This window comes from Wolbachia endosymbiont (group A) of Melitta haemorrhoidalis, from assembly GCF_964273365.1.
Classification (GTDB): domain Bacteria; phylum Pseudomonadota; class Alphaproteobacteria; order Rickettsiales; family Anaplasmataceae; genus Wolbachia; species Wolbachia pipientis.
This window is the reverse complement of record NZ_OZ187004.1, coordinates 424,287-438,471: the sequence shown is the minus strand read 5'-3', so window position 1 is coordinate 438,471 and position 14,185 is coordinate 424,287. Positions and strand designations below refer to the sequence as shown.

Sequence of the window (14,185 nt, the reverse complement as noted above, 5' to 3'; positions counted from 1 at the left end):
ATCTCATCAAGAACGTTGTGTTTTAACATAAGATCAGCCACTTTTATGCTTACCAACTTAATAAAATTCCTGGATCCAAGTAGTCAGGCTACTCGGATGACACCTTCATAAAGTGAAATGAGATCCCGCTAACAAGCAGCGGGATGACGAGAAAGGGGCTACTCGGATGACACCCTCATAAAGTAAAATGAGATCCCGCTAACAAGCAGCGGAATGACGGGAAAAGAGGTGCTGGGATGACACCTTCATAAAGTGAAATGAGATCCCGCTAACAAGCAGCGGAATGACGGGAAAAGAGGTGCTGGGATGACACCTTCACAAAGTGAAATGAGATCCCGCTAACAAGCAGCGGGATGACGGGAAAAGAGGTGCTAGAATGACACCGTTTACTATGTAACATCTCATCATATCACAATGTTCGTACAGTTGTGGCGGTATGACGTAGAAAAACTGTTAACTTAAATCTATATTGACATGTCCCATTTTACGCTTATCCCTAACCTCTTTTTTCCCATATATGGTTAAACTAGCTTTTTCGTTGCTCAAATACTTATGAGAATCATATATATCATTACCTATTATATTTTTCGTCATACAAGGAAAGCGTAATACTACTTCCTGCATAGGTAGCCCGCATATTATCCTAACTAGCTGTTCAAATTGACTAACGTTACATGCATCCAAGCTCCAGTGGCAAGAATTGTGAGGTCTGGGAGCTAGTTCATTAACTAACAATTCGTTATCCTTAGTAACAAAAAATTCAATAGCCAGAATTCCTATTACATCAAGCGCATTTGCTATTTTCTTTGCAGCTCGTTGTACCTCTTGAGTTAATTTACTATCTATTTTAGCTGGCACTGTTGAAGTATCAAGTATTCCATCAACGTGGTAATTTTCTGCTATAGGAAAAAAAGCTACTTTACCGTTTTTATCTCTTGCAACGACTATTGAAACCTCTTTCAGTAAATCAACACTTGCTTCAAGAATGTACTCTGTATTCCAATCAAAGGAAGCAAATTGCTTCACTTCAGAATCATTCTCAAGCACATATTGCCCTTTTCCATCATAACCCATTTCTGTTGTTTTCAGCCTTGTTGGATAGCCAAAAGCTCTACTGTTTTTCAGTAGCTCATTATAATTTTGTATACTTTTGTATTCAGCAGTTTTTATACTCAAGCTTCTAATGAAATCTTTCTCTCTAAGCCTATTTTGCGCAATGTGTAACGCTTTTTTACCCGGATAAAAATTTACATCGATATCAATTGCACTACATGGAATATTTTCAGACTCAATAGTGACCAAATCCACACTCTGTGCAAAAGATTCAAGCGCTTTCTTATCAGAGAAATCTGCTATTGTGAAATCATCAGCAACAGAGCAAGCCGGATCGTCTTTAGCACTGGCAAAAACATGTGTTTTTTGTCCAAGTTTTGTTGCAGCGATAGCAGTCATTTTACCTAATTGTCCACCACCTATTATTCCTATTACTTTTTTGCTAAGCGCATCTGGTTCATTCATACTATAAATTGATATTTCCTAATTAGAGTATACTTGAAAAATCTATGAAAAAAGTATATAATTAGGATACTATCTTTTTATCATGAATATTCTATAATGATTCTAGAATACACACTAACTACCAACTTTGTTGAAGTTACAGTTTTACCAATTTACATTGAAGAGCAATCCATTCCTTATGAAAATTGCTATGTATGGATGTATAACGTTAAGATAAAAAACAAAAGCCAATCAACTATTCAATTGTTAAGTCGTCATTGGCAAATAATAGATTATAAGGGAAAAATAAATGAAATTGCCGGAGTTGGTGTTATCGGAGAACAGCCTGTGATAAAATCTGGAGAGGTATTTAAATACACAAGTGGAACATACTTAAATGTACCGTCAGGAATAATGCAGGGTAAGTATGAATTTCTGAATGAAGAAAGCATAAAAGTTTTTGAGGTTATGATACCACCCTTTTCTTTGGATAGTCCATACGTCAAAACTAGACCCCATTAACTATCAAAATAGTTTATTTGTAACCAGACTGCATTCTGTGATTTTTAGCAAAGCACGATCTTTCATTTGAGCTTTCTTCAATTTAAAATAAATACAGAAACTAGCTATCTTCAAAAATATGGTTGAATAATTGTTAATAATAGTGTATAATTATTAATATTTTCAAGCATTTTTGCCATGGCTCTTTCAAAATTTCTCGATCCTCGCAATGATTTGTGTTTCAAAAAAATCTTTGGAACGGAAAAAAATAAGAATATCCTGATCCACTTTTTGAACGATATTTTAGGGTTTACTGAGATAAATGCAATACAAGAAGTTGAGTTTCTTAGCACTATTATGGATCCCGAAGTTGCCTCTGATAAACAAAGTATTGTTGATGTTCTCTGCAAGGATTCTCACGGAAATAGATATATAGCAGAAATGCAGCTCGCTAGAGACAAGGGCTTCGAAAAACGCGCTCAATTATATGCCGCTAAAGCCTACTCAAGACAATTAGATAAATCTGGCAACTACATTGATTTAAAGAAAGTCTTCTTTATTGCTATATCAAATTGTAACTTACTTCCTGAAGAAGTTGATTATATTTCTACTCACAATATACGTGATATAAAAACTAACGGCCATTACTTAAAAGATTTTCAGTTTGTCTTTATTGAGTTGCCTAAATTCGCAAAAAATAAAGTAGAGCAGTTAGAAAGTATAGTAGAAAGGTGGTGTTTCTTTTTTAAATACGCAGAAGAAACAACAGAAGAGGACTTAAAAGAGATAGCAGAAAAAGCGCCAATAATAAAGCTAGCATATGATGAATTAGACAAGTTTCGTTGGAACGAAAAAGATTTAGTAGCTTACGAAGAAAGGATAATGGATCTACGGAAAGAAGAAGCCATTCTTGAATACAGACTTGATCTTGCTACTGAAAAAGGCAAAAAAATTGGTAAAGAGGAAGGGAAAATTGAAGGGAAAATTGAAGTCGCAAAAGCAATGCTGGCTAATAATGTTGATGTCAACACTATTGTTAAGTTTACTGGCCTTTCTATTAGTGAGATTGAAGAATTAAGTGGAAATCTGTGAACGGTTACGTTTATTTTTTATCCTTATCATCAAGTGTAAATAAGGTTATTGTAGAGATTAAGCCTATTATAACTATTATTAACGAAAATGGGGCAGCTTCTCTATAGCGCTCATCGCTTACAAGTTCATATATTCTAGTTGATATAGTTTCAAAATTAAATGGTCTTATAATAAGTGTTGCTGTGAGCTCTTTGATAGTATCCATAAATACGAGCAAAAATCCCGATAATATACTCTTCTTGATGAGAGGGATATGAACATTCAAACATGTGGAAATAGGTCCATGACCCATAGTATATGCAGTCCACTCAATTTCATTTGGTGTTTTTTTGAGCCCTGACTCTACCGCCTTGAAAGATATAGCAAAAAAACGAAATAAATATGAGTAAACTAATGCGCCAATAGTTCCTACCAAGCTAATTTCCACAATATATTGAGTAATGAAAGAGGATATTCTGCTTAAAAATATTATTATGCTAATTGCGATAATTGCATTTGGAATTGCGTAGCCTAAAGAAATGAGACGTGCTACATTATTGATTACCTTATTTTTACGCGCCGTATATCCAATAATTATTGCAATGCTAATTGAGATTAGTGCAGTGATGAATGATAAACTAACGCTATTTGCTATTATGTTATAGAATCTTGCTTCATATATGAAAAACCCCTTCTCTATGCTCCAATATATGAGCGGAATCATTGGCAAAATAAAACCTATTAATATCGGCAATACACACATAAGATAAGCAAAGATCAATGGTATAGTGCCACTTATACTCCGTTTGTTGTGATAATCTGAATTGGTATTGATTGAAGAGTAGGATATTCCTTTTTTTTGTAGTTTTTTTTCGATAGCTATTAGTGTTGCAACGAAAATCAACTCTGCAACTGCTAAAACAGTAGTTGAATATTTGTCATGCAGTAAAAACCAGGTGCGATATATTCCTGTTGTGAAAGTATCGATAGCAAGAAACTGTGGTGTGCCGAAATCTGTAATTACTTCCATTAGTACCAAAGACAACCCAGCTATAATTGATGGGCGTATGGAGGGTATGATGACAGAAAACAGGCTCTTCAATGAGGAGAACCCAAGTGTTGACGCAATAGTGACTGAGTTACTAACATTCTTTAGACTTGAGCGGACTAACATATAAACGTATGGATATAGGCTGAATCCCATTACTAATATTCCACCACCTAGGGATTTTATTTCAGGAAACCAATAGTCACCTTTGCTCCACTCTAAAATGTCTCTTAATGAGCTCTGCACCGGACCTGAAAACTCTAGTGTATTTACATAGACGAACGCTACTATATATCCAGGAATCGATATTGGAAAGAATAAAGCAATCTCAAAAATTTTACTTCCAGGAAATGAAAAAAATGTGGTGAGCCAAGCTGGAATTACTCCAAATATGAAAGATATTCCCCCTACTCCTACCATCAAAATTAACGTACTCAGTATATATTCAGGAAAAAGTGTACTGATTACCCATTCGGAATTCGCTGAATCTGTAAATAAGATTGATATTAACGATAGTATAGGACAGACGAATAATATACTTACTAAAAATAAGAATATATTTTTAAATACTCTTAAAAACATTAATTTGAATCTATATTTTATATTAAAATGTTATATGTAAAAACTGAAGATATCCAGTAATTAACAGCCGTACTATTGAATATCTTTATAATTTTGTATATCATGTTTTTAGTTGATAAGTGAATAATCATGAGCTTCGTCATTGCAACTTTCTATCACTTTGTAGAACTCTCTAATTATTATGACATGAAAGACGAAATAAAAGCTGCATGCAACAACGTTGAGTTAAAGGGCACTATACTCCTTGCAGAAGAGGGTGTTAATGCAACAATATCTGGTGAAAGAAACGCAATTGATAAAATATTCGATTTTCTACGTTCTGATTATAGGCTAAGGGACCTTACATGGAAAGAGAGTGCAGCAGAATATCAACCATTTAGCAAGATGAAGGTAAAATTAAAAAGAGAGATTGTGAATCTTGGTGTAAGCAATCTTGATATTTCCCTTAAGGGTAAATATGTTGATCCAGAGCATTGGGATGATTTTACTTCTCAATCTGACGTTTTAGTAATAGATACACGAAACGAGTATGAAGTGAAATTAGGCAAGTTTAAGAATGCAATTAATCCACACACACAATGTTTCCGTGAGTTTCCTCAGTGGACAGAGTCATTTTCTGAGAGTAAAGACCTGAAAGTGGCTATGTACTGCACTGGTGGGATTAGATGCGAAAAATCTACAGCATATATGAAAAGCCTTGGATTTAGTGATGTTTACCATCTTAAAGGCGGCATTCTTTCTTACCTTGAAAAAACTTATAATAAAAATGGTAATTGGAAAGGAGAATGTTTTGTTTTTGATGATAGAATTGCTGTTGATAACTCACTTACTCCAAGCAACACAATAAAATGCATATTCTGCTCAAATCAAGTTTCAACTGATAAACTGAAATCAGTTCCACGTGGCCAAGTGGTTTGTTCTGATTGTAAACTTCAGTGTTATAGCTATAATAAATAAAACATCATACTGCTGCAGTTGTATGCACGTTGTGATTTGAGAGCAACCTCTACCAGAAAGGGTGTCATGCCAGTGCCCAGACACTGGCATCCAGGTTCTTTTTTTCTAGATTCCAGCGTCACACGCTGGAATGACAAAAAAGCTGATTTTTAACGTAGATAATGGTTATGCAAGAAGTCTACTTCTTACCCTTAATCAACTCTAAAGCCTTCTCCAGATCTATACTCTCAATATCTGCACTCTTGCCCAAAGCAACGTTTGTTTTACCGCATTTTATATAGAATCCGTACCTACCGTTGCAGATAAAAACTTCTTTTCCCTTTTCATTAACCCCGAGAGATTTTAACTCTTTGCGTGGACTGTTTGCAATAATTTGTACAGTTTCGCTCAATTCTGTATTCAGCACCTCTTTGGAGCTTTTCTTAAGAGAAAAGTATTTACCATCATAGAAAATATAGTACCCAAATCGTCCAAGGCCTATTTTTACTTCCTTTCCGGTTTCAGGGTGTTCTCCGATTACTTTTGGCAAGGAAAGTAACTGAGTAGCGGTGCTCAGATCAATCTCATTAACATTTATATCTTTTGGTATGGAAACCGTTTTTTTCTTTTTTAACTCGTTATTAAACTCCAGATAAAGTCCAAAAGGACCCTTTTTGATCATCACTTCTTGGTTTGTTATATCATCTATACCTAAACTTTTTGGATATTCTGAATTGTCGTTACTACCTGTAATTTCTTTTGTATGGTTGCATTCAGGATAGTTAGAACATCCAAGGAACACCCCGGCTTTTCCAAAGTTCAATTTCAATATGCCACCTAAGCAAGCAGGGCATTTCGTATTCACCTCTTTTCTTCCTTCTTCTGAACAAAACCAATCGATTACCAAATCGTGAATGCCGCTGAAAACTTCATCATGCGTCATTTGCTTGACAGAGTTTACATGACCAAAAAATGGCACCCAAAAGTGGCCTAATTCTTTTTTCCAATCTGCATGTCCATTTGAAATTAAATCAAGCTTCTCTTCCATTTGTGCTGTGAAATCATACTCTACACAACGCTGAAAAAAAGTTTCTAAAAATATAGTAACGATTTTACCGCGGCTGCTTGGAATAAACCTTTTGCTATCCAATGAAACGTACTCACGATCTTGTAATACCGAAATAATTGTTGCATAAGTTGATGGTCGACCTATACCGATTTCTTCCATTTTTTTTACGATACTTGCTTCACTATAACGAGGTGGCGGTTGAGTGAAATGTTGTTTTGGCTCAACTGAAATCAGCTTACACGCTTCCCCTTCCTTCATGGCAGGTAGCAGGCCTTCATTTTCGGCTTCTATGTTATCTTGGTAGACTCTATAAAAACCATCAAAGAATATACTTGATCCACTTGCTCGCAGAATTACTTTCTGGTCAGTAGAACTAATTTCGACTACCACTTGATCAAGAATCGCCGACTCCATTTGACTTGCAATGGTCCTTTTCCAGATTAAATCATACAATTTAAATTGCTCTGGCGTTAAGTAATCCTTAATACTACCCGGCGTTCTATTGATATCAGTTGGACGAATTGCTTCATGTGCTTCTTGAGCATTTTTGACCTTTTTTACATATTTACGAGGAGACTGCGGTAAATATTTATCACCATATAATGACTTAATTGACCCTCTAATTGAGTTTATAGCCTCATCTGCAATATGAAACCCATCTGTACGCATGTAAGTTATCAACCCTACAGTTTCACCACCAATATCGATACCTTCATATAAATTTTGCGCTATGCGCATAACACTTTTCACATTAAAATACAGTTTATTCACTGCATCTTGCTGAAGACTTGAAGTAATAAACGGAGGAAGCGGGTTTTTCTTAACTTGCTTGCGTTCTACTGTGCTTACAGCATATTGCCTTGATTCAATCTCCCTGACTAAGTCCTTTGCTTCTTCTTCATTCTTAATATCAAATTTTTCTAGCTTTTTATTGTCATAGTGGCTTAGCATAGCAAAAAAAGCCTCATCTTTGCTATTTTGCATTTCTGCCTTTATGCTCCAATACTCCTGTGTTATAAATTTACTAATTTCATCTTCTCGTTCGCATATAATCTTTAATGCAACAGACTGCACTCGCCCTGCAGACTTGCTTCCCGACAATTTTGTCCACAGCAGTGGTGACAAACTAAATCCAACTAGATAATCCAAAGCTCTACGTGCTTGTTGTGCACGCACTAAATCCATATTAATTTCACGTGGATTTTTTATTGCTTCTTGTACTGCTCTTTTTGTTATCTCATTAAAGACTACTCTATAAATGTTGTTTTCATTACTGATTGCTTTCTTTTCTTTTAATGTCTCTATCACATGCCAAGCCATTGCTTCCCCTTCTCTGTCTGGGTCTGTTGCAAGATATATATCTGATGTTTTGCTTGCGGCTTTTACTAACTCTTTTATATACTTTTCTGCTTTTTCAATGGTTTCATACTTTATAGCAAAATCATTATCCGGATCGACAGAACCGTTTTTTGCTGGAAGATCCCTCACATGTCCAAAGGATGCAGCTACTTTGAACTCTTTACTCAAATATTTACCTATTGTCTTTGCTTTCGCAGGTGATTCAACTATTAATAATGCCATATTGTTAATTATTTTAGTACTTAAAGATAATATGTTGAGAAATATACAATGAAAAGTAAAAAAATATTTTAATGGTTCTTGTGAATTTTACGAACCGGGTTGTGGGACCTTTTCAGAAAACCTTTGGACGTTGCTATTTTTAAGTGACTTTGAAGGCTCATTACAATAGTATATGATCGCAGCAGCAACGAGAAGCTAGATTCCAGTGTCAGCTACTTGCATGACAAAAAAAGGAGCGCTGGGATGACATCCTCCCTTGTGGAAATTGCTCTCAAATCACAATGCCCGTACAGCCGTAACCCTAGAGGTACTGTTTCTCACCCACTGCAAATATTGCACGGTACTGTCCACTTGGTCGTCGTGGCGCGTTTCTGGGAACATTAAAATCTCATACTCAAAATCGTTCAGCCATACTGCTTGGTGCGGCAGAAAAACCTTGCCAGACTCTATAGTCGGAACAATTTGATAAAATCGAGTGAGTTTGTCATCATGTGGCATTATTTCAATAATGGGTAAATCACTGTTTGTCTTTAGCTCTTGTACTAATTGCTGACCACTTGTTTTGGCTTCGATCAAAATCGCGTGTGGTGACCATCTTGCAGCTAGTGATAAAACTTGTTCTTTAAGCTTTGGATACTCAAGCTTTGCGCGATATACATCAAGTAAATAGAATTTATTATCTATTTTTGCCCAGGTGGTGCAGACACTAAAGTTGCTCATGTTACTTGTTGAAACCGCAGTATCCCAACTTTGTGTTACATGCGAGAGATTATCAGGAACATTTTTATAGCGCTTTAGCCACTCTCGTTTGACTATACCACTTGAAAGCGGCAGAGGGTTTTGTTGATATTGCGCAGCAAAAGCATAACTCCCAAGTTCAACTTTTATCGTCTCAACTTCTTCTTTTCCTCCATCGAGGGGATATAGCAACTGACCTTCTTCTCTTGAATATAATATCCTTACAGGTGACGCTGGTTTATTATATAATCGCCTGGTCGCACAGTGCTGAGCTACTCGGATGATAGGAACGGGAGGTATTGGCTTTTTGATTGAATAAATAACCTGCTTATTTTCAGAAATCATTGGCAAACAAATATGATGCCATATGTTTTTTGGCTTGGAGAGAAGGTGTCCAGTTAAGTCCTCCTGGTGTAGCCTGTGCATTACAAGAACGATGACTCCTTTTTTTCTATCGTTCAGCCTGGTTACTAAAGTCTGATCAAACCAGTTTGTGGCACGCTTTCTAAGCGTTTCACTCAAAGCTTGAGCAGAACTGAGCGGATCGTCCACAATGATAAAATCACCACCTTCACCAGTTAGTGTTCCACCAACTGATGTTGCGATTCTGTATCCTCTCTGCACTGTTTGAAATTTATATTTGGTATTCTGGTCTTTGGATAGTTCTATCTCTGGAAATAGCGCTCTATACCAACTAGACTGCATCACGCACCTGGTGTCGAGCGAGTGCTTTTCGCTGAGCCGCTGAGAATAACTTGCAACTATTATTCTCGCAGTTGGTTGGTTTCCCAGTATCCATGCGGGCCACGCAACGCTTATGCACATGGACTTCATCGAGCGCGGAGGCATATTGAATATTATTCGTTTCACTTCACCAGCGCTCGCCGCTTCCAGCCTATCTGCTATGACTTTTATATACTGATAATCGTTATACTCACACCCCGGCACTACCGTTTGAAAGCACAGTTCAATGAATTTTAGAAAGTTCATGATATAATGTTGAAACCAGCGCGTAACGCTGGGATGACAAAAAAAGGAGCACTGGAATGACACCCTACTTAACCGTCATACCGCGATTCATTCGCGGTATCTCTTAACATAGATCCCGCTAACACGTAGCGGGATACTTAACCATCATTACACCGTCATACCGCGATTCATTCGCGGTATCTCTTAACATAGATCCCCTACTATACCTTAACATAGATCCCGCTAACAAGCAGCGGGATGACGAATTACTTAACCATCATTACACCGTCATACCGCGATTCATTCGCGGTATCTCTTAGCCGCTAACACGTAGCGGGATGACGAATTACTTAACCATCATTACACCGTCATACCGCGATTCATTCGCGGTATCTCTTAACATAGATCCCCCTACTATACCTTAACATAGATCCCGCTAACAAGCAGCGGGATGACGAATTACTTAACCATCATTACACCGTCATACCGCGATTCATTCGCGGTATCTCTTAACATAGATCCCCCTACTATACCTTAACATAGATCCCGCTAACAAGCAGCGGGATGACGAATTACTTAACCATCATTACACCGTCATACCGCGATTCATTCGCGGTATCTCTTAACATAGATCCCGCTAACACGTAGCGGGATGACGAATTACTTAACCATCATTACACCGTCATACCGCGATTCATTCGCGGTATCTCTTAACATAGATCCCCTACTATACCTTAACATAGATCCCGCTAACAAGCAGCGGGATGACGAATTACTTAACCATCATTACACCGTCATACCGCGATTCATTCGCGGTATCTCTTAGCCGCTAACAAGCAGCGGGATGACGGTTGTTGTTTAGCTATAAATATTAAGAAATTTACCAAATGAAAAAAAAGGCAAAAGAAGCCCCGTGGTTATTATCCGCTTTAAAATATTGGCGTTTTTTATGTTTTAAACGCTTGACAAGCGAGATTCAGCCGCTTTTAATTGCAACTAACCTACGCTGCAAATGTTTAAGAAATTTACTAAGCAGAAAAAAAGACAAAGAATCCCCGAGTTAGCTAGTCTTTTACTATCTCTGTCGAGTATTGGCATTTTTTGATGTCTTGTAACGCTTTATAAGCGCGTTCAGCTTATTTAGATAAAAATCTAGATGTAGATGAAGTTTTGTAAAGACATACAGTATCTATATACTGCAAAAAATTGAACATAAGACGCCGATACATTAAGTAATCCTTACCTTTTAATCTGCAGATTGGCGAAAGCAAATACAATAGCTTCACTATCATGATAAGGGCGCTGGCGAAGGGTGTCAAGTAAGTTTCTATATAATATTTTCTAAAATAAATAGACTTCTCGCATCCAATTTTGGCAGCGCGCGACACACAACTGCAATGACAAGGTGTCGCAAGATAAACATCATATTCACACGAAGTACTTGACTTCACTTGTACTAAGAAGCATTTTATATATGTTGTGTGCCCGTAGCTCAGCTGGATAGAGCAACAGCCTTCTAAGCTGTGGGTCGTAGGTTCGAATCCCACCGGGCACACTCTTTTATCAATACTTTCTATAAATCTTCAAGTACTCTGGCACCACATTTTCAATTGCTAATGGTCGAACCTTCATTGTTTCAAGGTCAACTGACTTTTCGATTGAACTATTCATCATAACTTTCACCTGATCTTGAGTAAGCATAGGGTTCGTATCTCCGGTTATTGGTTTTAGCAGCATAGAAATAATTTTATTTTCTAAAAAGAAAGCTATTAACTTTGCCATTGGAAAAGATACATTGATCAACAAACACTTTCTGTTAGTAACATTCAGAATAAACTTCAATAAGCTTTTGAAAGAGTAAACCTTTGGTCCACCCATGTTATAAATTTTCTTGTCTTGCTTATTAAAACTGATAATACGATATACCACTTCAGCTAAGTCTGTTACACATATTGGCTGAAATTTAGTTGTTCCATTGCCAATTAGTGGTAAGAAAGGAAGAATAGTTGCTAATCTTGCAAATTTATTAAAGAAGTTGTCTTCTTTACCAAATACAAGGCTTGGCCTAATTATTATTGCTTTTTGAAATGCTGAAGTTACAGCTTTTTCACCTTCCAATTTACTTTTGGCATATTTTGACAACTTGCTATTTTCTATTCCCATAGCAGAAAAATGTATCATCATAGGTACATTTTTCATTTTTGCAGCTTTTGCTATCCTTTCAGCTATTTTAACGTGAACAGCGTAAAAATCGTGCTTTTTTGCTTCATATAATATTCCCACTAAGTTTATAGCTACATCACATTCTTCCATACCATCCAGAACTGATTTTTCATCAAAAAAATCGCCTTTAAATATTGATATTTGTCCTAAATTGCCACACAATTTTAAACAAGCAGCTTTTTCCTGATTACGAGTGAATATCTTTATTAAATATCCTTCTGCTGCCAAGCGTCTTACGATGTGTTTCCCTATAAACCCCGTTCCACCAAAAATAATTACACGTTTTGTCACAATTAAAGTTCCTAATAATTTGTTACTGTAAATTAATACAATGATTTCGCTTAATATTTTATTACGAATTCCCGTACAATAAGATCCATTTTCATTCCTCGTGAGCCTTTAACTAGAATTGCGTCATTATTCTGAATAATGTTAGCTAAATCACTTTTCAATTGATTAGAATCATTAAAATGCGTGCCTCTTATATTATCTGGCAAAAGCTCATGCAATTCTAACATAAATTTACCAACTGTATAAACTTTATCTATATTATTTTCTGTGATAATCTTAACCAAATCTGTATGAAACTCTATGCTTTCATCACCAAGTTCCAACATATCACCAAGCAAAGCTACTTTTCTCTGATTAGAATATGTACTCAAAGTTTTTATTGCAGTTTTCATCGAAGCAGGGCTGGCGTTATAGGAGTCATCAATTAAATGTATATATTTTTTATTGCATTTGACCTTATGAATATTGCCTCTACCTTTCGCTACACTAAAATTCTTAAGTGCAAGTGGTAATTTTGATAAATCAAGTCCGAGGCTTTGCACAACTGCTGCAACAGCAAGTAGCGAATAAGCAAAATGCTCACCTTGTACACGTAAATTACAGTTTATAATTTGATTATCACTCAGCCTGATTTTTAAACTTAATCTATTAGCAACTCGGTTTGATGTCATTCCAGCGCGTGACGCTGGAATCCAGTCTTTATTATACAACCGTCTGATATGCTCATTTGCAATTGAACTTCCTGGATCCAAGTAGTCAAGCACTGGGATGACAGAAGATAGTGCTGAAATGACAGAAGATTCATCGTTTCTTATTAAGTTTAGTAAACAAACTTCAGCATTTTTATCTTTACCGAAGCTTATTACATTTCTATTGGCGTGTGATGAGAGATAATCATAATATTTATTATCTCTGCTTAAAACCAAAGTACCGTTATTTTTCATACCATACAGAATTTCTAACTTCGCTTGTGCAACGTCAAATAGTGATGAAAAATTTTCAGTATGTGCAGGTTCGATGTTGGTAATAACTGCAATATTCGGATTACTAATTTTTGATAATTCTTTTATTTCACCAGCTTTATTCATTCCCATTTCAAGAATTAAGTACTGGCAGTTTTTTGGAGCTTTCAGAATTGTCAAAGGCAATCCTATATTATTATTTAAGTTACCTTCGTTTGCATGGGACACTCCATATTGCGATAAAACAGTGTGTAGCATATCCTTTGTAGTGGTTTTTCCGACACTGCCTGTAACTGCAATAACTTTAGCATCAATAAGAACATTTCTAATGTAATATGATGCCATATCGTGCAAAGCTTTCAGGGTATCTTGTACAATAATGAGAGGGAAACTTTTATATTTACCCTCACTCACTATTGCAGCGATAGCCCCTTTTAAAAACGCTTCATGCAAAAAATTATGGCCATCAAAATTCTTTCCCTTGAGGGCAATAAATAAATCACCTTTTTTTATGCTTCTTGTGTCCGTTGAAATATTTGAGCTATGTATCCAATTACAACCATTTACGTCTCTTCCGCCAGTTGCATCAATGATATTATTTGTGTTCCATTTAAACATAATTTAGAGTATTCTTTATAATAAATTGAACAATAAAAGTAGCGAAAATACTACATGTTTTAGACAATGTGCAAATAATGGTTGCAATCCCTATAATTC

The 14,185-nt window shown here is 36.2% G+C and carries 10 protein-coding genes and 1 tRNA gene; 4 read left to right on the top strand and 7 right to left on the bottom strand.

Annotated features, from left to right (window positions below; all coding sequences use genetic code 11):
- Nucleotides 1-453: 453 nt before the first annotated feature.
- On the bottom strand, nucleotides 454-1,518 hold the full coding sequence (locus ACICPZ_RS02260) for a 5-(carboxyamino)imidazole ribonucleotide synthase (RefSeq protein WP_264374023.1): 1,065 nt from the start codon (nucleotides 1,516-1,518) through the stop codon (nucleotides 454-456).
- Nucleotides 1,519-1,617: 99 nt separating this feature from the next.
- On the opposite strand from ACICPZ_RS02260, the gene apaG reads away from it, so the two are divergent.
- Together apaG and ACICPZ_RS02250 are read left to right on the top strand one after the other, a co-directional pair.
- Entirely contained in the window at nucleotides 1,618-2,019 is a 402-nt protein-coding gene (gene apaG, locus ACICPZ_RS02255; protein ID WP_174516141.1) for a Co2+/Mg2+ efflux protein ApaG, read from the top strand.
- 177 nt (nucleotides 2,020-2,196) lie between these two features.
- Complete coding sequence (locus ACICPZ_RS02250; RefSeq protein ID WP_264374022.1) at nucleotides 2,197-3,090, top strand: Rpn family recombination-promoting nuclease/putative transposase; 894 nt, start codon at nucleotides 2,197-2,199, stop codon at nucleotides 3,088-3,090.
- A gap of 10 nt (nucleotides 3,091-3,100) precedes the next feature.
- Here ACICPZ_RS02250 and ACICPZ_RS02245 read toward each other — a convergent pair whose 3' ends face one another.
- Nucleotides 3,101-4,699 carry an ABC transporter permease gene (locus tag ACICPZ_RS02245; protein WP_264374021.1) on the bottom strand — a complete coding sequence of 533 codons (1,599 nt, stop codon included), beginning with the start codon at nucleotides 4,697-4,699 and terminating at the stop codon, nucleotides 3,101-3,103.
- A gap of 129 nt (nucleotides 4,700-4,828) precedes the next feature.
- Between ACICPZ_RS02245 and ACICPZ_RS02240 the strand changes: the two genes are divergently transcribed.
- Nucleotides 4,829-5,656, top strand: coding sequence for a rhodanese-related sulfurtransferase (locus ACICPZ_RS02240; protein ID WP_264329495.1), 828 nt, complete (start codon nucleotides 4,829-4,831; stop codon nucleotides 5,654-5,656).
- On the opposite strand, the gene ACICPZ_RS02235 is transcribed toward ACICPZ_RS02240, so the two are convergent.
- From ACICPZ_RS02235 to terL, 3 genes are all read right to left on the bottom strand, one after another.
- Nucleotides 5,644-5,778 carry a hypothetical protein gene (locus tag ACICPZ_RS02235; protein WP_255407365.1) on the bottom strand — a complete coding sequence of 45 codons (135 nt, stop codon included), beginning with the start codon at nucleotides 5,776-5,778 and terminating at the stop codon, nucleotides 5,644-5,646. The two genes, ACICPZ_RS02240 and ACICPZ_RS02235, sit on opposite strands and share 13 nt — an antisense overlap.
- Nucleotides 5,779-5,834: 56 nt before the next feature.
- Nucleotides 5,835-8,285 (bottom strand): type I DNA topoisomerase, encoded by a 2,451-nt coding sequence (gene topA / locus ACICPZ_RS02230; protein WP_264374020.1) that lies wholly within the window; start codon nucleotides 8,283-8,285, stop codon nucleotides 5,835-5,837.
- 276 nt (nucleotides 8,286-8,561) lie between these two features.
- Entirely contained in the window at nucleotides 8,562-10,013 is a 1,452-nt protein-coding gene (terL, locus tag ACICPZ_RS02225; protein ID WP_264374019.1) for a phage terminase large subunit, read from the bottom strand.
- Between the two features lie 1,460 nt (nucleotides 10,014-11,473).
- Here terL and ACICPZ_RS02220 point away from each other — a divergent pair.
- A tRNA-Arg gene (locus ACICPZ_RS02220) sits at nucleotides 11,474-11,547 on the top strand.
- 8 nt (nucleotides 11,548-11,555) lie between these two features.
- Here the strand turns inward: ACICPZ_RS02220 and ACICPZ_RS02215 are convergent.
- Both ACICPZ_RS02215 and ACICPZ_RS02210 read right to left on the bottom strand, forming a co-directional pair.
- A complete protein-coding gene (locus ACICPZ_RS02215; RefSeq protein ID WP_010082395.1) occupies nucleotides 11,556-12,506 on the bottom strand; it encodes a complex I NDUFA9 subunit family protein in 951 nt (316 codons plus the stop codon).
- A 50-nt stretch (nucleotides 12,507-12,556) separates the two neighbouring features.
- Nucleotides 12,557-14,086, bottom strand: coding sequence for a UDP-N-acetylmuramoyl-tripeptide--D-alanyl-D-alanine ligase (locus ACICPZ_RS02210; RefSeq protein WP_022626416.1), 1,530 nt, complete (start codon nucleotides 14,084-14,086; stop codon nucleotides 12,557-12,559).
- Between the last annotated feature and the right edge of the window lie 99 nt (nucleotides 14,087-14,185).

What these genes read in the sequence shown, in the direction of transcription:
- ACICPZ_RS02260 (WP_264374023.1), bottom strand. Translation starts at nt 1,518, where the DNA reads ATGAATGAACCAGATGCGCTTAGCAAAAAAGTAATAGGAATAATAGGT.
- ACICPZ_RS02250 (WP_264374022.1), top strand. Translation starts at nt 2,197, where the DNA reads ATGGCTCTTTCAAAATTTCTCGATCCTCGCAATGATTTGTGTTTCAAA.
- ACICPZ_RS02245 (WP_264374021.1), bottom strand. Translation starts at nt 4,699, where the DNA reads ATGTTTTTAAGAGTATTTAAAAATATATTCTTATTTTTAGTAAGTATA.
- ACICPZ_RS02240 (WP_264329495.1), top strand. Translation starts at nt 4,829, where the DNA reads ATGAGCTTCGTCATTGCAACTTTCTATCACTTTGTAGAACTCTCTAAT.
- topA (WP_264374020.1), bottom strand. Translation starts at nt 8,285, where the DNA reads ATGGCATTATTAATAGTTGAATCACCTGCGAAAGCAAAGACAATAGGT.
- terL (WP_264374019.1), bottom strand. Translation starts at nt 10,013, where the DNA reads ATGAACTTTCTAAAATTCATTGAACTGTGCTTTCAAACGGTAGTGCCG.
- ACICPZ_RS02210 (WP_022626416.1), bottom strand. Translation starts at nt 14,086, where the DNA reads ATGTTTAAATGGAACACAAATAATATCATTGATGCAACTGGCGGAAGA.